The sequence below is a fragment of the Streptomyces sp. LHD-70 genome (genome assembly GCF_031157275.1).
Classification (GTDB): domain Bacteria; phylum Actinomycetota; class Actinomycetes; order Streptomycetales; family Streptomycetaceae; genus Streptomyces.
On sequence record NZ_JAVIFW010000003.1, the window covers coordinates 210,987 to 231,432 of the forward strand.

17 protein-coding genes are annotated in these 20,446 nt (G+C 72.2%); 10 read left to right on the top strand and 7 right to left on the bottom strand.

Annotated elements, in window-relative coordinates; all coding sequences use genetic code 11:
* Positions 1-78: 78 nt before the first annotated feature.
* The 4 genes from RCO28_RS09095 to RCO28_RS09110 all read left to right on the top strand — a co-directional run bounded on the left by RCO28_RS09095 (position 79) and on the right by RCO28_RS09110 (position 6,477).
* The gene (locus tag RCO28_RS09095) at positions 79-2,880 is read left to right on the top strand and encodes a SpoIIE family protein phosphatase (RefSeq protein ID WP_308940483.1); all 2,802 of its coding nucleotides are present in this window, start codon (positions 79-81) and stop codon (positions 2,878-2,880) included.
* A gap of 232 nt (positions 2,881-3,112) precedes the next feature.
* Complete coding sequence (locus RCO28_RS09100) at positions 3,113-4,120, top strand: zinc-dependent alcohol dehydrogenase family protein (protein WP_308940484.1); 1,008 nt, start codon at positions 3,113-3,115, stop codon at positions 4,118-4,120.
* A complete protein-coding gene (locus RCO28_RS09105) occupies positions 4,117-5,430 on the top strand; it encodes an MFS transporter (protein ID WP_308940485.1) in 1,314 nt (437 codons plus the stop codon). Before RCO28_RS09100 ends, RCO28_RS09105 begins: the two co-directional genes overlap by 4 nt.
* Positions 5,431-5,442: 12 nt before the next feature.
* Positions 5,443-6,477: an NAD(P)-dependent alcohol dehydrogenase gene (locus RCO28_RS09110; protein ID WP_308940486.1), complete on the top strand. Its 1,035-nt coding sequence runs from the start codon at positions 5,443-5,445 to the stop codon at positions 6,475-6,477.
* On the opposite strand, the gene RCO28_RS09115 is transcribed toward RCO28_RS09110, so the two are convergent.
* The 4 genes from RCO28_RS09115 to RCO28_RS09130 form a co-directional block, all read right to left on the bottom strand.
* Positions 6,449-7,249 carry a DeoR/GlpR family DNA-binding transcription regulator gene (locus RCO28_RS09115; protein WP_308940487.1) on the bottom strand — a complete coding sequence of 267 codons (801 nt, stop codon included), beginning with the start codon at positions 7,247-7,249 and terminating at the stop codon, positions 6,449-6,451. The two genes, RCO28_RS09110 and RCO28_RS09115, sit on opposite strands and share 29 nt — an antisense overlap.
* A 155-nt stretch (positions 7,250-7,404) precedes the next feature.
* Positions 7,405-8,859 carry an argininosuccinate synthase gene (gene argG / locus RCO28_RS09120; protein WP_308940736.1) on the bottom strand — a complete coding sequence of 485 codons (1,455 nt, stop codon included), beginning with the start codon at positions 8,857-8,859 and terminating at the stop codon, positions 7,405-7,407.
* Positions 8,860-8,976: 117 nt separating this feature from the next.
* A complete protein-coding gene (gene gdhA, locus RCO28_RS09125; protein ID WP_308940488.1) occupies positions 8,977-10,323 on the bottom strand; it encodes an NADP-specific glutamate dehydrogenase in 1,347 nt (448 codons plus the stop codon).
* Between the two features lie 132 nt (positions 10,324-10,455).
* The gene (locus tag RCO28_RS09130) at positions 10,456-11,322 is read right to left on the bottom strand and encodes a class I SAM-dependent methyltransferase (RefSeq protein ID WP_308940489.1); all 867 of its coding nucleotides are present in this window, start codon (positions 11,320-11,322) and stop codon (positions 10,456-10,458) included.
* Between the two features lie 140 nt (positions 11,323-11,462).
* On the opposite strand from RCO28_RS09130, the gene RCO28_RS09135 reads away from it, so the two are divergent.
* Both RCO28_RS09135 and RCO28_RS09140 read left to right on the top strand, forming a co-directional pair.
* Entirely contained in the window at positions 11,463-12,065 is a 603-nt protein-coding gene (locus RCO28_RS09135) for a TetR/AcrR family transcriptional regulator (RefSeq protein WP_308940490.1), read from the top strand.
* An 86-nt stretch (positions 12,066-12,151) separates the two neighbouring features.
* Entirely contained in the window at positions 12,152-13,366 is a 1,215-nt protein-coding gene (locus RCO28_RS09140) for an MFS transporter (RefSeq protein ID WP_308940491.1), read from the top strand.
* Between the two features lie 196 nt (positions 13,367-13,562).
* Here the strand turns inward: RCO28_RS09140 and RCO28_RS09145 are convergent, their stop codons facing one another.
* A complete protein-coding gene (locus RCO28_RS09145; RefSeq protein ID WP_308940492.1) occupies positions 13,563-13,994 on the bottom strand; it encodes a (2Fe-2S) ferredoxin domain-containing protein in 432 nt (143 codons plus the stop codon).
* 196 nt (positions 13,995-14,190) lie between these two features.
* Between RCO28_RS09145 and RCO28_RS09150 the strand changes: the two genes are divergently transcribed.
* The 4 genes from RCO28_RS09150 to RCO28_RS09165 all read left to right on the top strand — a co-directional run bounded on the left by RCO28_RS09150 (position 14,191) and on the right by RCO28_RS09165 (position 17,833).
* On the top strand, positions 14,191-14,913 hold the full coding sequence (locus RCO28_RS09150; RefSeq protein ID WP_308940493.1) for an HNH endonuclease family protein: 723 nt from the start codon (positions 14,191-14,193) through the stop codon (positions 14,911-14,913).
* A gap of 2 nt (positions 14,914-14,915) precedes the next feature.
* Positions 14,916-15,185 (top strand): hypothetical protein, encoded by a 270-nt coding sequence (locus RCO28_RS09155; protein WP_374991126.1) that lies wholly within the window; start codon positions 14,916-14,918, stop codon positions 15,183-15,185.
* 244 nt (positions 15,186-15,429) lie between these two features.
* Positions 15,430-16,071 (top strand): PadR family transcriptional regulator, encoded by a 642-nt coding sequence (locus tag RCO28_RS09160; RefSeq protein ID WP_308940494.1) that lies wholly within the window; start codon positions 15,430-15,432, stop codon positions 16,069-16,071.
* Positions 16,072-16,108: 37 nt separating this feature from the next.
* Positions 16,109-17,833 (top strand): acyl-CoA dehydrogenase family protein, encoded by a 1,725-nt coding sequence (locus tag RCO28_RS09165; RefSeq protein ID WP_308940495.1) that lies wholly within the window; start codon positions 16,109-16,111, stop codon positions 17,831-17,833.
* A 111-nt stretch (positions 17,834-17,944) separates the two neighbouring features.
* On the opposite strand, the gene RCO28_RS09170 is transcribed toward RCO28_RS09165, so the two are convergent.
* Entirely contained in the window at positions 17,945-18,865 is a 921-nt protein-coding gene (locus tag RCO28_RS09170) for a peptidoglycan-binding protein (protein WP_308940496.1), read from the bottom strand.
* Positions 18,865-20,424: a DUF6519 domain-containing protein gene (locus tag RCO28_RS09175; protein WP_308940497.1), complete on the bottom strand. Its 1,560-nt coding sequence runs from the start codon at positions 20,422-20,424 to the stop codon at positions 18,865-18,867. Before RCO28_RS09175 ends, RCO28_RS09170 begins: the two co-directional genes overlap by 1 nt.
* Positions 20,425-20,446 lie beyond the last annotated feature (22 nt).

The following is a 20,446-nucleotide window of genomic DNA, read 5'->3' on the forward strand; positions in this document are numbered from 1 at the left end:
AACGATGGCCCGCCGCGCAACGATGGCCCGTCGCCCAACGATGGCCCGCCGCAACCGCGCGGTGGGAAAATCATCGTAATGAGAGATTCGCGGCGTTCTCCGACCCGGTCCACAGCGGGGCGGGACCTGCCGCGCCGTTCGCCGGGCCGGCGGCTGCGGTCGCTGTTCAGCCCGCGGAGCGTCGCCGGGCAGGTGTTCCTGCTCCAACTGGCCGTCGTCGTGCTGCTCGTCGCCGCGACGGTCACCGCGCTGGCCCTGCAGGCCCGGCACCAGGCCACCGAGGCCGCCCGCGACCAGGTGCTCAGCACCGCCGAGGCGTTCGCGAACGCGCCGGGCACGGCCGAGGCGCTCGACGGCCCCGACCCGACCGCCGTGCTCCAGCCCCGCGCCGAAGAGGCCCGCAAGCGGTCCGGCGTCGACAACATCGTCGTCTCGACCGCCGAAGGCATCCGCGTCACCCACCGCGACCCGCAGCTGATCGGCAAGCATGTGGTCGGCCCCTACAAGGCGGCGGCGCGCGGTGAGCCCTTCACCGAGATCTTCGACGGCCCGATCGGCGTCTCCGTGTACGCCGCCGTCCCGGTCTTCCGCCCCGACGGCTCGGTCGCCGGCATCGTGTTCCCCGAGATCACCGTCCAGAACGTCAACGAGGCGGTCGGCCGGCAGCTCCCCGTCCTCTTCACGGCCGGCGCCGGCGCCCTCGCCCTGGCCGCCGCAGGGGCCGCCCTGGTGAGCGGCCGCCTGCGCCGCCAGACCAGCGGCCTCGGCCCGACCGAGATCACGCGGATGTACGAGCACCACGACGCGGTGCTGCACTCCGTCCGCGAGGGCGTCCTCATCGTCGGCGGCGACGGACGGCTGCTCCTCGCCAACGACGAGGCCCGGCGCCTCCTCGACCTGCCCGAGGACGCCGAACGGCAGGTGAAGGAGGCGCCGGGCCTCGTCGACCTCGGCCTGGCCCCCGGCATCGCCGAACTCCTCGCCGCCGGACGCCGCGCCACCGACGAGGTGCACCTGGCGGGCGACCGGCTGCTCGCCGTCAACGTCCGCCCCGTCGACCGCGGCGGCAGCAGCTCCACCGGCACCGCCGGATGCGTCGCCACCCTCCGCGACACCACCGAACTGCAGGCCCTCACCGGCCGCGCCGAGATCGCCCGCGAACGGCTGCAGCTCCTGTACGACGCGGGCGTACGCGTCGGCACCACCCTCGACGTCGTCCGGACCGCCGAGGAGGTGGCCGAGGTGGCCGTGCCCCGGTTCGCCGACGTCGTCACCGTGGAGCTGCTGGAACCGGTCCTGCGCGGCGAGGAGGCCGACGCTTCGGCGACGCAGATGCGCCGCACCGCCATCGTCGGCCTGGAGGGCGACCACCCCCTCTACCCGGTGGGCGAGCTGATCCGCTTCACGCCCACCGCGCCCGCCGCCGCCGGGATCCTGCGCGGGCACGCCGTACTCGAACCGGACCTCGGCAGCGACCGGACCTGGCGTGCGGGCGACCCGGACCGCGCCCGGCGGGTCCTGGAGCACGGCTTCCACTCGCTGATCGCCGCGCCGCTGAGCGCCCGGGGCCGGACCCTCGGCACGGCCACCTTCTGGCGCAAGGACTCCTCCCCGCCGTTCGACGAGGACGACCCCTCCTTCGCCGAGGAGCTGGCGGCCCGCGCGGCCGTCGCCATCGACAACGCCCGCCGCTACACCCGCGAGCACACCCTCGCCGTCACCCTGCAGCGCAGCCTCCTGCCCCGCGCCCTGCCCCAGCAGTCCGCCCTCGACGTGGCCCACCGCTATCTGCCCGCGCAGGGCGGCGTCGGCGGTGACTGGTTCGACGTGATCCCGCTGCCCGGCGCGCGCGTCGCCCTCGTCGTCGGTGACGTCGTCGGCCACGGACTGCACGCCGCCGCGACCATGGGCCGCCTCCGTACGGCCGTGCACAACTTCTCCGCGCTCGACCTGCCGCCCGACGAACTCCTCGCCCACCTGGACGAGTTGGTGGCCACGCTCGACACGGAGGAGGCCACCGACTCCGACGCCCCGGACGTCACCGGAGCCACCTGCCTGTACGCGATCTACGACCCCGCCGCCGGCGTGTGCACCGTCGCCCGCGCCGGACACCTCGGCCCGGCGCTCGTCCACCCCGACGGCTCCGTCACCTTCCCCGACGTACCCGTGTCGCCGCCCCTCGGGCTCGGCGCGGGCCTGCCCATCGAGACCGCGACCCTGCACCTGGCCGCCGGCTCCCGCCTTGTCCTCTTCACGGACGGGCTGATCGAGCGCCGGGACCGCGACATCGACACCGGACTCGCCCTGCTGCGCGACGCCCTCGCCGCCCACCCCGGCAGCGATCCGGAGACCACCTGCACGGAAGTCGTCGACGCGCTGCGGCCCGAGCACCCCCTGGACGACATCGCGCTCCTCGTGGCCCGCACCCACCTGCTCGAACCCGACCAGGTGGCGCTCTGGGAGGTGCCGGACGATCCCGCCGCCGTGCCCCGTATCCGCGCCGAGGTCACCCGGCGCCTGGAGGACTGGGACTTCCGGGAGATCGCGTTCACCACCGAGCTGATCACCAGCGAACTCGTCACCAACGCCATCCGCTACGGCATCCCGCCCATCCGGCTGCGCCTCCTGCACGACACCAACACCCTGATCTGCGAGGTCGCCGACGCCAGCAGCACCGCCCCCCACCTGCGCCGCGCGGCCACCACCGACGAGGGCGGACGCGGCCTGTTCCTGGTGGCCCAGTGCGGCACCCGCTGGGGTACGCGCTACACCGCGCGCGGCAAGGTCATCTGGGCCGAGCAGTCCCTGCACGAGCCGACCGCCGAACCGGAGATGTCCGCGGACGACCTGCTCGACCAGTGGGCGGACGACGAGCTCTGACGGCACCCTGCCGCGGTGGGCGAGCTGCCCGTATTCACCCCGGGCCTGTTGCCCGAAACGGTCAGGTGCAGCGAGTACATCCGCCTGTGGCCGCGCCCTGCTTGCCTCTCATGCCCGTTTGCCTGTCCGTACGGGCAAAAGATCTCACACTTTCTGTGATCTCAACGATTGATTTAACGTTTACGTCGTGGTTACAGTCCCGGCAACCAATGGCGGAGTCAGGAGCAACCCGATGCGTGCAGTTCTGGTCAGCGGTCCCGGGCAGGTCGCGGTGGTCGAGCAGCCCGACCCCACTCCGGGGCCCGGCGAGGTGGTCGTCGAAGTGACGTCGTGCGGTCTGTGCGGGACGGACATGCACATCCTCGGCGGTGAACTCCCGTCCGCCACCTACCCGTTGGTGCCCGGGCACGAGCTGGCCGGACGCGTCGTCGCCCTCGGCCCCGGCGTCACCGGACCGAAGGCCGGCACCCGCGTGGCCGTCGACCCCAACATCCCGTGCGGGGCGTGCCACTACTGCCGGATCGGCCGCGGCAACCTCTGCGAGGACTACCGCGCGGTCGGCGTCACCCGCGCCGGAGGCTTCGCCGAGTACGTCGCCGTACCGGCCCGCTGCGCCTACGTACTGCCCGACGGGCTGTCCGACGCCGCCGCCGGCCTCGTGGAGCCGCTCTCCTGCGCGGTGCACGGACTGAACCGGCTGCCGCGCCGCCCCGGCGAGCACCATCTGATCTACGGCGCGGGAACGATGGGCCTGATGATGGCCGCCGTCGTACGGGGCGCGGGCGCCGCCTCCGTCTCGATGGTCGACCTCAACCAGGACCGGCTTGACTTCGCCAAGTCCTTCGGCGCGGACCAAGTGGCCGTCGACGCCGACGCGTTCGACCGCCCGCACGGCTTCGAGGTCGTCATCGACGCCACCGGCGCCATCCCCGCCATCGAGGACGGCCTCGGCCGGGTCCGCAGGGGCGGCACGTTCCTGCAGTTCGGCGTCAGCGACCCGGCGCGCAGGGCCGCGTTCTCCCCGTACGCCGTCTACAACAGCGAGATCGACATCATCGGCTCGATGGCCGTGCACCACAGTTTCGAGCCCGCCATCGACCTGCTCGCCGCCGGACTCGACCTCGACCCGCTCGTCAGCGACGTCTTCGGGCTCGACGCCTTCGACACCGCCGTCGACACCTTCCGGGCGGGCACCGGCCGCAAGGTCCACATCGCGCCCAAGGGGGTGGCCGGGGCATGAGCACACCCACCGCCGTGGACGCCCGCCACCCACTCGACCGGATCGGCATCCCCAAGCAGCTGATCTGGGGCTATGTCGGACTGCTGTTCTTCATGATCGGCGACGGCATCGAGACCAGCTACCTCTCCAAGTACTTCGGCAGCGACCTCGGCTTCTCCGAGACCGGCGCGGGCGCGATCATCACCGTCTACGGCGTCACCGCCGCGATCGCCTCTTTCCTCGGCGCGGGCCTGCTCTCCGACCGCTGGGGGCCGCGCCGCGTCATGGCCGTCGGCGCCGGCATCTGGATCGCCTTCCACATCCTGATGCTCACCGTGGCGATCCCCGCCGAGAGCTACCCGCTCGTCATGGCCACCTACGGAATCCGCGGCTTCGGCTATCCGATGTTCGCGTACGGATTCCTCTCCTGGATCATGGCCGTGGCGCCGAAGGACCACCAGAGCAAGGCAGTCGGCTGGTTCTGGTTCTTCTACAGCTCCGGCTACCCGATCATCGGCTCGTTCCTCTTCGCCGCCGCCATGCCGCTCGTCGGCTTCTACGCCACGCTGTGGGTCTCCCTCGCGGTGATCGCGATCGGCACGGTCATCGTCCTCGTCCTGCTGCGGGAGCGCACCGGCTTCACGGGCCTCGCACCCGGCCGGGACTCGCGCGGCGAACTGGCGGGCACGTTCCGGATCCTCTTCGAGAAGCCCAAGCTCGGCGTCAGCCTGATCATCCGGCTCATCAACACGACGCCGTCGTTCGGCATGTGGGTCTTCATGCCCTTCTTCGTCCGCGACCTCGGCTTCAGCGACGGCCAGTGGAACAGCCTGCTCGTCATCATGATGGTGACCAACCTCGGTGCCCTCCTCGTCTTCGGCGTCCTCGGCGACAACTGGAGCGGCCGCAAGACCTGCGCCCTGTTCGGCGGCGTCCTCGGCGCCGTCGGCTGCCTGGCCTGCTACTACCTGCCCGCGGCCGCCGGATACAACTTCCTCGTCGCGGCGATCGCGGTCGCGGTCTACGGAGCGGGCCTCGCCGGGTACGTCCCGCTGCCCGCGATGATGGTCGCCCAGGCCCCGGAACGCCGAGGCCAGGTCATGGGCGTCTACACCCTCGGCGCGGGCCTGAGCGTCGCCGTCGGACCCCTCATCGGCACGCTCTCGTACAGCACTTGGGGCTTTCAGGGCCTGATGTGGATCTACGCGGGACTGCTGCTCGTCAACGCCGTGCTCTGCCTGTACGTGACGTCGCCGGGGGACGGCATGCCGGACGAGGACGCGGTTCCGGGCGACCGTCCCGAGCAACTCCCGGCCGTCCCGGCCGCCTGACGAAAGGCCCCCATGTCCCCCCTCCTCCCCACCACCATGCGCGCCGCCGTCCTGCACGGCCCCGAGCAGCTCGTCGTCGAGGAGCGCCCGGTCCCGGCCCCCGGCCCGCGCCAGGTCCTCGTACGCGTCGACGCGGTCGGCACCTGCGGCTCCGACGTCCACTACTACCGGCACGGCCGCATCGGCGACTTCGTCCTCGACGCCCCGATGATCCTCGGCCACGAGCCGTCCGGCACGGTCGTCGCCCTCGGCCCCGGCGCCACCCGCCACGAGGTCGGCGGGCGCGTCTCCGTCGAACCGGGCACGCCGTGCGGCACGTGTACGGAGTGCCGCCTCGGCCGCTACAACCTGTGCCCGCGGATGGTGTTCTACGCGACCCCGCCCGTCGACGGAGTCTTCTGTGAATACGCCGCGGTGCACGAGGAGTTCGCCCACCCCGTGCCCGACACGCTCGGCGACGAGGCGGCCGCGCTCCTCGAACCGCTCTCGGTCGGCGTGTGGTCCTGCCGCAAGGCACGGGTCGCGCCGGGGGACCGGGTCCTGGTCACCGGGGCGGGACCCATCGGCCTTGTCGCCGCGCAGACCGCTCTGGCCTTCGGCGCGAGCGAGGTGGTGATCACCGACATCGTGCCCCAACGCCTCGCACTGGCACGGGAGTTGGGCGCCACGGCGGTGGACGTGTCGCGTACGCCGCTCGCCGGCCTCTCGTACGACCCGGACGTCCTGCTCGAATGCAGCGGGGTGCCCGCGGTCATCGGGGATGCGGTCCGCTCGATGGCGCGGGCGGGCCGGGTCGTCCTGATCGGCATGGGCGGCGACGAGGTGCCGCTGCCGCTCGCGAAGGTGCAGAACTACGAGCTGGAGGTGACGGGCACCTTCCGGTACGCCAACACCTGGCCCACCGCGATCGCCCTCGCCGCCTCCGGGCAGGTCGCCCTCGACCCGCTGGTCACCCACCGCTTCGGCCTCGCGGAGACGGAACGGGCGCTCACCGTGGGCGCGGAGGACCCCACGGCGATCAAGAGCGTGGTGCTTCCCCAGCGCTGACCCGGGTGACGCCGACCCCGAGCGCGCGGATCGCGTCGGCCTCCGCGTCCGGGGTCCCGGCGTCGGTGACGACCTCCTCGTACCGGGCGGCGGTGCCGTACGCATACGTGGCGGTCTTGCCGAACTTGGAGTGGTCGGCGAGGAGCACGGCCCGTCTGGCGGAGTCGAGCATGGCCTCCTTGACCTCCGCGTACTCCTGCAGCGGATGGAACAGCCGCCCTTCGAGCACGGCCGTCGCCGACATCAGCGCCAGGTCGGCGTGGATCCGGCCGAGGGCGCGGACGACGTCGGGCCCGGTGCAGGAGTTGAACTCGCCGTGGAACCGGCCACCGAGCAGGGTGACGCTCAACTCCTGTGCCGTACCGAGCCGTTGGGCGAGCCCGACCGAGTTGGTGACGACGGTCAGATTCCTGACGCCTCGGATCAGCTCCGCCAGCGGGAACAGCGTGGACGAGTCGTCCATCAGCAGCGTCGCCCCGGGGGTGATGCGCTCCGCGACGGCGGCGCACAGCGCTTCCTTCACGACGACGTTGCTGCCTTCCCGGAAGCGCGTCGCCGTCTCCATGGTGAGCGCCGGGAACGCCACGGCCCGCCCCCGCACCTTCCGCAGCAGGTGCCGCCCGGCCAGGTCGTCCAGGTCCCGGTGCATGGTCATGAGGCTCACGTCGAACCGTTCGGCGAGCACGTCGATCCGTGTCTCCCCGTGCTCGGCGACATGCCGCAGAATCTCCTGCCGACGCTGCTCTACGGCGGCTTGCGACGGCCTGGGCACGGGGAGTCTCCTTTCGCGGGACGCCCCTGAGATGTCGCACGGAGTGCACATCTCAGGGGCGCGGGGAACTGCGCGAGCAACCACGACGCGGCCCGCAGTCGGCGACGGACCGTCGTCACTACGGCGCTGAGCCGTCCCACGATCGTACGGGGGCCTCAGTCCGTGCCCGACTCCATCGCCGCGCGGTCCAGCGCCTCATCCTCCGCGGAGACCTCCCCGCGGGACGCGATCGCCTCGGCGCCGCCCTGGGGCATGTCCGGCATCGTGCCGATCAGGCCCGTCGCGGCGGCCTGGTCCGCGCCGATCGCGGGGGTGGACGTGCCGATCAGGCCGATGCCCGCGTACTGCTCCAGCTTCGCGCGGGAGTCGGCGATGTCGAGGTTGCGCATCGTCAGCTGGCCGATGCGGTCGAGCGGGCCGAACGCCGAGTCCTCGGTGCGCTCCATGGAGAGCTTGTCCGGGTGGTAGCTGAACGCCGGGCCCGTGGTGTCGAGGATCGAGTAGTCCTCGCCGCGCCGCAGGCGGAGCGTGACCTCGCCGGTGACGGCGGCGCCGACCCAGCGCTGCAGCGACTCACGGACCATCAGCGCCTGCGGGTCCAGCCAGCGGCCCTCGTACATCAGGCGGCCGAGGCGGCGGCCCTCGTTGTGGTACTGGGCGAGCGTGTCCTCGTTGTGGATCGCGTTGACCAGGCGCTCGTAGGCGGCGTGCAGCAGGGCCATGCCCGGTGCCTCGTAGATGCCGCGGCTCTTGGCCTCGATGATCCGGTTCTCGATCTGGTCGGACATGCCCATGCCGTGGCGGCCGCCGATCGCGTTGGCCTCCATCACCAGGGCGACCGCGGACTCGAACTTCTGGCCGTTGATCGTCACCGGGCGGCCCTGGTCGAAGCCGATCGTCACGTCCTCGGTGGCGATCTCGACCGACGGGTCCCAGAACTTCACACCCATGATCGGGTCGACGGTCTCGACGCCGGTGTTCAGGTGCTCGAGGACCTTGGCCTCGTGTGTGGCGCCCCAGATGTTGGCGTCGGTGGAGTACGCCTTCTCCGTGCTGTCGCGGTACGGGAGGTCGTGGGCGACCAGCCACTCCGACATCTCCTTGCGGCCGCCGAGCTCCGTCACGAAGTGGGAGTCGAGCCACGGCTTGTAGATGCGCAGGTGCGGGTTGGCGAGCAGCCCGTACCGGTAGAACCGCTCGATGTCGTTGCCCTTGTACGTCGAGCCGTCGCCCCAGATCTGGACGTCGTCCTCGAGCATCGCCCGGACCAGGAGGGTGCCGGTGACGGCGCGGCCGAGCGGGGTGGTGTTGAAGTACGCGCGGCCGCCGGAGCGGATGTGGAACGCGCCGCAGGTCAGTGCGGCCAGACCTTCCTCGACCAGGGCCGCGCGGCAGTCGACCAGACGCGCGATCTCGGCACCGTAGGTCTTCGCACGGCCGGGCACCGAGGCGATGTCGGGCTCGTCGTACTGACCGATGTCGGCGGTGTAGGTGCACGGGACGGCGCCCTTGTCGCGCATCCACGCGACCGCGACGGACGTGTCGAGGCCGCCCGAGAAGGCGATGCCGACGCGCTCGCCGGCCGGAAGGGAAGTGAGGACCTTGGACATAGGAAGATTATGCATGGTCGCGCATGGTCATGCAAAGTCGGGCCGCATAAAGCTGCCGTCGCCGCCCTGGAGCGAGAACGCGGGGGCGGCGACGGCAGGCTTACGGCACAGCCGTGATCAGACGATTCCCTGCGCCTGCATCGCGTCCGCGACCCGCAGGAAGCCCGCGATGTTGGCGCCCAGGACATAGTCGTCGGGGGCGCCGCCGTACTCCTCGGCGGTCCGGCGGCACTCGGCGTGGACGTCCCGCATCACGGCGGCCAGGCGGGCCTCGGTCTGGTCGAAGGTCCAGCGGTCGCGGGCGGCGTTCTGCTGCATCTCCAGGGCCGAGGTGGCGACGCCGCCCGCGTTGGCGGCCTTGCCGGGGCCGAAGAGGATGCCCGCCTCGCGGAACACCTCGACGGCCTCGGGGGTGGAGGGCATGTTCGCGCCCTCGACGACGGCGAGCACCCCGTTCTTGGTGAGCGCGACGGCGTCCTCGCGGCGGATCTCGTTCTGCGTCGCGCACGGCAGGGCCACATCGCAGGCCACGTCGTAGATCGTGCCGCGGGCCGAGAACCGAGCCGTCGGCCTGGCCTCCGCGTACACGGAGAGGCGCTCGCGGCGCACCTCCTTGAGCTCCTTGAGGAGTTCGAGGTCGATGCCGTCCTCGTCCACCAAGTATCCGGAGGAGTCCGAGCAGGCCACGACCCGGCCGCCGAGGGCGTGCACCTTCTCGATCGCGTACAGGGCGACATTGCCCGAGCCGGAGACCACGACCCGGCGCCCGTCGAAGGACGCCCCGCGCGTGGCGAGCATTTCCTCCGCGAAGAACACCGTGCCGTAACCCGTGGCCTCGGTGCGGGCGTGCGAGCCGCCCCAGGCGACCGGCTTTCCGGTCAGCACCCCTGCGTCGAAGCGGTTGGTGAGGCGCTTGTACTGGCCGAAGAGGTAGCCGATCTCGCGGCCGCCCACGCCGATGTCGCCCGCCGGGACGTCCGTGCGCTCGCCGATGTGGCGGTACAGCTCGGTCATGAACGACTGGCAGAACCGCATCACCTCGGCGTCGGAGCGGCCGTGCGGATCGAAGTCCGAGCCGCCCTTGCCGCCGCCGATGCCCATGCCCGTCAGTGCGTTCTTGAAGATCTGCTCGAAGCCGAGGAACTTCACGATGCCGAGGTTCACGCTCGGGTGGAAGCGGAGCCCGCCCTTGTACGGTCCGAGCGCGCTGTTGAACTCGATCCGGAAGCCCCGGTTGACTCGCACCGCACCCGCGTCGTCCACCCACGGCACCCGGAAGACGACCTGCCGCTCGGGCTCGCAGAGCCGGTCGACGACGGCGCCGCGCACATACTCCGGGTGCCGCTCCAGGGCCGGTCCGAGAGAGGACAGCACCTCGGTGACGGCCTGGTGGAACTCAGCCTCGCCGGGGTTGCGCCGACGGACCTCCGCCTGGACGGCCTCGATGTGCGTGCTGACGTCCATGAAATGACTCTCGCTCTCTCGTGCCGGGCGGCCTGGCTGGCTCTGCTCGATCGTCGTCGTTCGAACCCGCAGGTGGCAAGGGTGCCCGGGGTGTGTGGAGCACCACGCCGGCCGGGAGCCGGCGGGTTGCCGCTACGAGCGTACGGCCGTCACCAGCCACGCCGTGCTGCGCAGCCGTACGCCGTCCCGCTCCCCGTCGCGCGCCCCGCCCCGCACCTCGTGGCCGCGCAGATGATCCATGAGTGCCGCGCGCGCACGCTCGGCCGCCTCGGCGGAGACCTGGCCGGTCATATGGCGTCCGGGTCCGGTCTGCAGCATGAAGTCCGCCGCGTCCTCCGCGTCCCGCCCCCACGTGCCGTACGCCTCCACATGCTCCGTCCGTACGTTGGTGAACCCGGCCTCGGAGAGCACGGCGCGGACCCGGTCCGGGTCGGAGAAGGCGAACATGCCCGGCAGGCCCGGCGTGCCGAACTCACCGACCGGCAGGTACTCCCGCAGCGACAGCATGGCGCCCAGCCACCCGTTGCCCTCGGGCTCGGCCGGGCACACGAACGCGAGCCGGCCGCCGGAGCGCAGCGCACCGCCGATGTTGGCGAACGCGGCGACCGGGTCGGTGAAGAACGTCACCCCGTACCGGCTGACCGCCGCGTCGAAGGCGCCGGGGGAGAAGGGGTGGACCTGGGCGTCCGCCCGTACGAACGTGACGTTGCCGAGGCCCTCGCGCGCCGCGCTCGCACGGGCCCGGTCGAGCATCGGGGCCGACAGGTCGACGCCGAGCACCCGCCCGTGCTCCGCCCGCCGCGCCGCGAGCCGCGAGGTCTGCCCGGCGCCGCAGCCGATGTCGAGGACCTGCCCGTCGGCGCCGAACCGGGCCGCGTCGAGCAGGGGTTGGTTGAAGCCGGAGTTGATCGCGTCCCAACGGTCCTGGTGCTGTGCCCAGTACGCCCCCTCGGGACCGTTCCAGGACTCTTCCTGCTCGGTGTTGACGACGTCGCGCATCGGATGCCTCCTGCTCGGGTCCGCTGCCGCGAACCTATGATGGGCGTACGCCCAAACAGTATGGGCGGATGCCCAAACTCGCAACGCCCTTTCGGTGCACGGAGGTTGGCGTGGCGTACGACAGTGAGCGAGGTGGTCCCGTGGCACCGCGGGGAGTGGCGATACCGGATGCGCGGGAGCGGCTGTTCGCCGCCGCCGAGCGGGTCCTGGAGCGGGACGGGCCCGGTGCCCTGAACAGCAGGGCGGTCACCGACGAGGCCGGTTGCTCCAAGGGTCTGCTGCACACCCACTTCGCGGGGCTCGACGACTTCGTGGCCGAGCTGTGCCTCGACCGCTTCGCCCGCACCGCACGGCAGGCCGAGCGGCTCCCGGCACGCGCGGGCGAGGGGTCCGTGGCCCGGACGCTCGGCGAGGTCGCGCTCGCCCTGCTCCGCTCCGGCGGGCCGACGATCTCGGCGCTCGCGCTGTCCCGCCCCGCCGCCACGCTCCGGATCCGGGAGGCCCTGGAGTCGGGCGCGCCCGGCTTCGATGCGATCGAGGAGGCGATCGCGTCGTACCTCGACGCGGAGCGGCGGCTCGGCCGGATCGCGCCGGACACCGACACCGCCGCGGCCGCGCTCGCCGTGGTCGGCGCGGTCCACCACCTGCTGATGACCGCCCGGCCGGGCGGCGCGGACCCGGCCCGGCGGGTCGAGCGGGTGGTGGCCCTGCTCGTGGGCGAGGCCACCGGTCCGCTGTCCTGAACTGGGGCTTTCCCGTTGACCGTCCGTGCCTGTGCACGCTCCGGCCGGGAGTGTACGTTCGTACGCTTGGCTTGTAGGGTCGCGCCATGACTGTGGACGTCGACGTACTGGACCGGCCCGTGCCGGCCGTGCGGCGGGCTCGGGTGGCCGTCGCCGTGCTGTTCTTCACCAACGGGGCGCTGTTCGCGAACCTGTTGCCGAGGTATCCGCAGATCAAGGCGGACCTGGGCCTGGCCAACGCGAGTTACGGCCTGGCGGTCGCGGCCTTCCCCGTCGGCGCCATCGTGGCCGGGCTCGCGGCGGGCGCGCTCATCCGGCGGTTCGGCTCGGCGCGGGTGGCCGTCCTCGGCACGCTCCTCACCGGAGCGGGGATGCTCGCCGCGGGGTCCGCGCACACGGCCGCGCTGTTCGCGGGCGGGCTGTTCCTCGCGGGGGCGATGGACGCGATCGTGGACGTGGGGCAGAACGCCCAGGGCCTCGAGGTGCAGCGCCGCTACGGCCGCTCCATCATCAACTCCCTGCACGCCATCTGGTCCATCGGCGCCGTCACCGGCGGGGCGATGGCCGCGGGCGCGATCGCCCTCGGCCTGTCCCGCACCGCCCATCTGACCTTCTCCGCGCTGCTGTTCAGCCTCGCCGCATGCGTCGCGCTACGGCACTGCCTGCCGGGGGCGGGAAGTACGGAGGAGCCCGAGGCCTCGTCCGGCGCCAATCCGGTCGCGCCGCGCCCGGCGTCCCGGCTGCGCCTGTGGTCCGTACTGGCCGCGCTCGTCCTCATCGCCACCGCGGGCACGCTCGTCGAGGACGCGGGCAACTCGTGGGCGGCCGTGTACCTCGCCGACTCGCTAGGCGCCTCCGCGACTCTCGCCGCCTCCGGCTTCATCGCCCTCGTCGGCGCGCAGTTCGTCGGCCGGATCCTCGGCGACCGGCTCGTGGACCGGTTCGGGCAGCGGGCGGTGGTCCGCGCCGGGGGGCTGCTCGCCGCGGCCGGGATGGGGCTCGCGCTGGCCGTGCCGACGGTGTGGGGCACCGTACTGGGCTTCGCCGCGGCGGGGTTCGGCGTGGCGACGACGGTGCCTGCGGCGATGCACGCGGCCGACGAACTCCCGGGGCTCCGCCCCGGAACGGGGCTCACGGTCGTCTCGTGGCTGATGCGGCTCGGGTTTCTCGTCTCGCCACCCGTGGTCGGTCTTGTCGCTGACGCGAGTTCGCTCCGCGTGGGGTTGGTGGTTGTTCCCCTGGCCGGGGTGCTGGCGCTCGCGCTGGCGGGGGTGTTGGGGGTGCGGCGGAGTTCTGTGTGAGTGCCGGGTGCGGGCCGGTGGGGGTTGCTTGCGCAGTTCCCCGCGCCCCTGAGATGGGCACTGCGTGCACCATCTCCCGGGGGAGGCGCGGCGCAGCCGCATGCCCCCAGGGGCGCGGGGCTGTGACATATGCGGCTCCGCCGCGTGGGCGCGAGCAACCACAAGGCGACCCGCACCCGGCCACGCAACAAACACCTCAGCGGCGCGCAGCCCTCGCCTCCCGCGGCGGTGCGACGAACTGCAGCTCAAGCGCCGCCGGGGGAGCCGCGAGGCCCGGGCCTCCCGCTGTGACCCAGGCGAGCAACTCGTCCGTGCAGTCGTCGTCCATGGCGAAGCCGATCCACTGAGCCCTGCCGCCCGCCTGCCGTCCGGCGGTCGAGGGCTGTACGACGATGACGTTGGCCTGGTCGCACGGGCCCAGGCAGTCCGAGACCCGTACGGCGAGCCGGCCGCCCGAGTCGGCGGCGGCCGCGCGGAGCCGGTCGAGCTGCCAGTCGTGGTCGGTCCCCGGGTACTTGCGCGGGTTGCCGCAGCAGCACCCCCGGCACACGACCAGGGTGCACGGCCGCGCCGCCGCACCGACCCGGAACGTACGCCTGGGCTGTGCGGCGGTGGGTGCGTCGGTCATCGGGGGCGGGCTCCTTCGGGGGTGGTGTGGGGCGTACGTCCCGATCCCATCAGACTCGGGTGCGGCGAGGGCGGGCGGGTCGGCCGGGAGGTACAAGTCGACCGGGTGAGCGGAGAGTTGCCGCCCCCATGGGGTGCCGGAGGCGTGGGTAGGCTGCGCGCGGACGGGGAGTCGGGTGAGAGGGATGGCGGAACTCATGGCGCGTCAGAAGTGGTGGGGGCGGGGCTTGGCCGTCCTGGTGGTGGTCGCCGTGGCGGGGTGTGCGCCGGCGGGTGGGGAGGGCGGCGCCGGTCCGGAGGCGACCGACGCCAAGCCGTCGGCGGGCGGCGGCGCGGGCGGCGGTGGAGGCGATGAGCACGTCGGGACGCTGCCGGGTGTGCCGACCGTCGACCAGGCGCGCACGAGCCTCGCCGGTCTGAAGGTCGCGCCGCACGGCTCCATGTCCGGTTACAGCCGCGAGAAGTTCCCGCACTGGTCCGCACAGGGCGAGAACTGCGACACCCGCGAGGTCGTCCTGGAGCGCGACGGCACCGACGTGCGGCGGAACGAGGAGTGCCGGGCCGTCTCGGGGACCTGGAAGAGCGCGTACGACGACGAGAGGTTCACCGACTCCTCGGACCTGGACATCGACCACATGGTGCCGCTCGCCAACGCCTGGCGCTCCGGCGCGGACGACTGGACCCAGACCCGGCGCGAGGAGTTCGCCAACGACCTCACGCACCCCCAGCTGATCGCCGTCTCCGCCTCCTCCAACCGCTCCAAGGGCGACCAGGGCCCGGACGAGTGGCAGCCGCCCGCGAAGACGTACTGGTGCGTGTACGGGCGGGCCTGGGTCTCCGTGAAGTCCACGTACGAGCTGACCGTGACCGAGGCCGAGAAGCGCGAGCTCGACGAGATGCTGGACACCTGCGGGGCATGAGCGTGAGCGAGCGGCGACTCGTGGCCGACGTGCGGGCCGGGCCCGGTGGGGTCATGACGGACGAAGTCGGCGTCGTCACGGGGGAGTTGACCGTGGCCGCCGAGGAGCTGCCGGACGGCGGCGTGGCCGTCACCGTCCAGTACGCCGGTGCCGAGGAGTGGTACACGGTCACCGGCAGCCCTGTCCCCGCCCGGCCCGAGGGTCTCGCCGCTGTGCACGAGGAGATGTTGGCCAGGGTGCGGCGTGGCGGGGGAGCGACGGTGCGGGGCTAGGGCTTCTCTCTTCTCCCCGCCCCGCCCCTTCCCGAATCTCCTCAATCGCCGGAGGGGCTGAAAATCAGCCCCTCCGGCGATTGAGGAGTGGGGGTCCGGGGGTGGAGCCCCCGAAGCGCCGCAGGCCTTCGGGAAGGGGCGGGGCGGGGAGAAACACCAGGCCGTGCGCGTCCCGGGTGAGACGCGTCTCATCCGCCCAGCCTCGGCTTGCTTATGCAACAAGTTGCATAGCAGGATCCCTCGCATGGCGATCGAGCACGCGATCCTCGTGTCCCTCCTGGAGCGGCCGGGCTCCGGCTATGAGCTGGCCCGGCGGTTCGAGCGGTCCATCGGCCACTTCTGGACGGCGACCCACCAGCAGATCTACCGCGTGCTCAAGCGGATGGAGAACGACGGCTGGGTCGATGCGCTGGTGGTTCCGCAGCACGGGCGGCCGGACAAGAAGCAGTACTCCGTCGCCGACCTCGGCCGGGCCGCGCTCACCAGCTGGCTGCACGACCCGATCGAGCCCGAGACCGTGCGGCACGACCTCGCCGTGAAGATCCGGGGCGCCGCCTTCGACGATCCGAGCGCCCTGATCCGCGAGGTCGAACGGCACCGGCAGGCGCACACCGACCGGCTCGCCCACTATCTCGCCGGCGAGGAACGGGACTTCGGGCACGACACCGACGGCGGCCCCTACGGACCTGAGGACGCCGAGCGGGAACTGCAGCACGCCGTGCTGCGGGGCGGCATCGCGTACGAACGCATGATGATCGCCTGGCTCGACGACGTGCTCGCCACCCTCCACCGCTTCCGCGACGACCGCCCCAGCGCCGACCCCTCCAGCGCCGACCCCTCCAGCGCCGACCCCTCCAGCGAAGACCGCTCCCGCGCCGACCGCTGAACTCCGACCTCCCACCCCGCGAAAGGCGGCACCCCTCATGGCCGACCAGCTCCTCTTCAACCCGCACACCTACGACCCGGCGCACTTCGACCCCGAGACGCGGCGGCTGCTGCGCGCCACCGTCGACTGGTTCGAGGCACGCGGCAAGCGGAGGCTGATCGAGGACTACCGCGACCGCGCCTGGCTCGCCGACTTCCTCGCCTTCTCCGCGAAGGAGGGCCTCTTCGAGACGTTCCTGACCCCGGCCGCCGAGGAGGGCGAGGGCGCGCCGGACAAGCGCTGGGACACTGCCCGGATCGCCGCGCTCAACGAGATCCTCGGCTTCTACGGCCTCGACTACTGGTACGCCTGGCAGGTCACCATCCTCGGCCTCGGCCCGGTCTGGCAGAGCGACAACGCCGCCGCCCGCGCCCGCGCGGCCCAACTCCTCGCGGAGGGCGAGGTGTTCGCGTTCGGCCTGTCCGAGAAGACGCACGGCGCCGACATCTACTCCACCGACATGCTGCTCACCCCCGACGGCGCGGGCGGCTTCCGCGCCACCGGCTCGAAGTACTACATCGGCAACGGCAACGAGGCCGGTCTCGTCTCCGTCTTCGGCCGCCGCACCGACATCGAGGGCCCCGACGGCTACGTCTTCTTCGCCGCCGACAGCCGCCACGACGCGTACCACCTGGTCAAGAACGTCGTCGACTCCTCCAAGTACGTGAGCGAGTTCCGCCTGGAGGGCTACCCGGTCGCCGCCGACGACGTCCTGCACACCGGGCGCGCCGCCTTCGACGCCGCGCTCAACACCGTGAACGTCGGCAAGTTCAACCTGTGCACCGCCTCCATCGGCATCTGCGAGCACGCGATGTACGAGGCCGTCACGCACGCCCAGAACCGCATCCTGTACGGGCGTCCGGTCACCGCTTTCCCGCACGTGCGCCGGGAGTTGACCGACGCGTACGTCCGGCTCGTCGGCATGAAGCTGTTCAGCGACCGCGCCGTCGACTACTTCCGCACCGCGTCCCCCGACGACCGCCGCTACCTCCTCTTCAACCCGATGACGAAGATGAAGGTGACCACCGAGGGCGAGAAGGTCGTCGACCTCATGTGGGACGTCATCGCCGCCAAGGGCTTCGAGAAGGACAACTACTTCGCCCAGGCCGCCGTCGAGATCCGCGGCCTGCCGAAGCTCGAAGGCACCGTGCACGTCAACCTCGCCCTGATCCTGAAGTTCATGGGCAACCACCTCCTGAACCCGGCCGAGTACCCGCCCGTGCCGACCCGCCTCGACGCCGCCGACGACGCCTTCCTGTTCCGCCAGGGCCCCGCCCGCGGCCTCGGCTCGGTCCGCTTCCACGACTGGCGGCCCGCCTTCGACGCGTACGCGCACATGCCGAACGTCGCCCGCTTCCGCGAACAGGCCGACGCGCTCTGCGAGTTCGTCCGCACCGCCGCGCCCGACGAGCAGCAGAGCCGCGACCTCGACCTGCTGCTCGCCGTCGGCCAGCTCTTCGCGCTCGTCGTGCACGCCCAACTCGTCCTGGAGCAGGCGGGGTTGACGGACCTTGACGCGGACGTCCTGGACGAGCTCTTCGCCGTCCTCGTCCGCGACTTCTCCGCGCACGCCGTCGAACTGCACGGCAAGGACTCCGCCACTGAGGCGCAGCAGACCTGGGCGCTCGGCGCGGTCCGCCGCCCGGTCGTGGACGAGGCCCGCTCGGGCCGCGTGTGGGAGCGCGTGGAGGGGTTGTCCGGGGCGTACGAGATGAATCTCTAAGTCACCGTGTGGTTGGTGCGGCAACAGCATGCACCGTTCCCGCACCAACCAGGTGCCGACTCGGGGGCCAGCCCCCGGACCCCCGCTCCTCAAACGCCGGAGGGGCTGAATTTAGGACTTGGGCACCCGCAGCAGATCCCAGCTGACCTTGCCCGGGATGCCGTCCGCGTCCTTCCCCTTGAAGCGCAGATGCTGCTGCCACGCCTGGTACGACCTGCGGTCCGCGTCCGTCCACTCCGGGCTCGGGCCCACCTCGTACCGGCTGCAGCCCTCCTCCACCAGGCGCTTGCCCATGGCCTCGATGACCGGGTGCACCTGGCCCACGTGGAAGAAGCCGCTGCCGGGGAACGCCGCGTAGCCCGCGGGCTGTTCGGGCTTCGGCCGGGGCTTCGGCTTCGGGTCCGGCTGCGGCTTCGGGTCCGGGGCGTCGCCGTCCCCGCCGCCGCGCAGCCGCTCCGCGATGCGCCCCCGCATGCTGTCCATGGTGAAGCCGCGCGGGTCGATCTTGCCGGGCTGCCACTCCTTGTGGCCGATCACCGAGCGCTCGTTCCAGCCGTGCGCCCGGCAGATCGCCGCCGACACCCGCTCGATGGCCTCCTTCTGCGCGGCCGGCCACTCGTCCTTGCCGTTGCCGAGGTTCACGCACTCGAAGCCGTAGAAGTGCCGGTTGCCGTCCGTGTCGGCCTCGTCGTCGGCGGGCAGCCGCCGCTCGTCGACGACCGCGTTCAGGACGTCCCGGTCGCCGAGGCCCGCGTGGTTGGCGCGGCCGTTGCCGACCAGGTGCACATGGCCCTTCTTGTCGATCACGCCGTGGCACAGCGGGCCGGGCAGGCCCGCCCGGCCCTCGTAGCAGAGGTTCACCGAGCCCTCGGTGCCGGAGGACGCCGTGTGATGGATCATCACACCGTTCACCGGACCCCACGGCCCCTTCGCATTACGGTGGTGGCGGCGCCAGTTGCGCACCTCGTGGACCGTGAGGCCCTCGGCACGCAGGATCTCCACCAGCTTCCCCGCGGACAGCGGTTTCGCCATCACAGCCCCCCTTCGTCGACCGCCGCCTCCGCGGCGGACGTCGTCTCCGACCTGCTCATGCCGGACGGCGCCGCGTTCTCCGCCGCGTACTCCTCGTCGCGTGCCCGCGCCTCCGCCGCGAGCTCCGCGTCGCTCGCGTGCGGGATGCTGCGGGTGGCGAGCGCGCTGAACGCGAGCCGCAGGTCCACCGGCTCCTGCTCGCCCTTGACCAGGGCGAGCGGCGCGTAATGCCGCACGATGCCCGCGGGCCGGGCGAGCAGCGGCTTGCGGGCGGCGTTCACCGGCCACTCCACGTCCCCGGTCGCCGTGCGCGCCGCGACCGCCCAGTAGTCACCGGTGCGGTAGCGGCCGCCCTTCTCGAAGTACACCTCTACGCCGTCCTCAAGGGGCAGCCACGTGCCCTCCTCGACCTTCACAGCGCCGCCGCGCAGCGCCGCCGTACGGCCCTTGCGGCGCACGCCCTCGCGGTGGTCCCAGCGGCGCAGGAACGGGTGCAGCTCCGGTCGGCGCCCCACCCGCGCGTCCGGCTCGGCCGAAAGACGCACCCGGCGCCCCGGCAGGTCCAGCTCCTCCACCCGAAGCAGCGGCAGCGGCTCAAGGCGTGACACGTACGCGGTGTCCCCGAACTCCACCAGGTCACCCACGTCCAGATCCAGCTTGTCGTCCTGCCCCAGCGAGGCCAACTCGACCCAGGTGCCGTCGAGTTCCTCGACCGGGAACACCACCGAGCCGTTCTCCCGCGACCACTTGAACGTGGCCTCGCCCGCCGCGCCGCCCTCGTGGATCTCCACGCGGTACAGCTGGTTCTCCGGGCCCCGGTAGCGCGCGTCCGGCTTCACCAGGCACGGGTCCTCGTCGGCGTGCTCGGGCCGCTGCGCACGGGCCGCGAACCGGCCCGTCGACGCCTGCTCCCTGGCCCACCTGTCGAACGCGGAGCGCACCTCGGCCGGGTCGGCGCCCTCCGGGTCGTCCAGGTCGAGCGCCGACGCGGGCAGCGGCAGCGCCTGCCACACCACCTTCGCGCGCGCCGCCGTGTCCACCAGCGCCGCGCCGAGCGCCACCTCCCGCAGCGCCGGGTCCTCCACGGCCGTCACGGACCGCTCCCACACCTTCAGATACATCACGTACGGGTACGTGGTGGGCAGCCGGTCGCCCGGCCGCTCCGGGTCGCGGTACGCGTCGGGCTGGTCCCAGTAGTGCCAGACTGTCGGTGCCTCTTCGCGGGCGTCGTCGTCCTCCGAGCCCTCGTCCGGGACCGCGTCGCCGTCCGTGGGCCGGTCGGCGTCGCAGAGGATGCCGTCGACGTAGTAGCGGCCGCCGTGGATCTCCAGGTCGTCGATCTCCCGGTTGCCGCCCGGGAAGTGGATGTGGAAGCCCGCGTTCTCGCGCGGCCCGCCGTGCCGGCCGATCAGGTCGGCGGCGAGCGTGCGCGCCTGGTGGAGCTGGATCGCGGCCTGCTCGTTGGCGTCGGCGTCCAACTGCACGCGGCCCTGCTGGGCGAGGACCGCGGAGTAGTGCCGGCCGGGCCGGAACGTCGAGCGGGAGAGGTCTGCGTGCATGAAGGGGGTCCCCCTGGTTCAG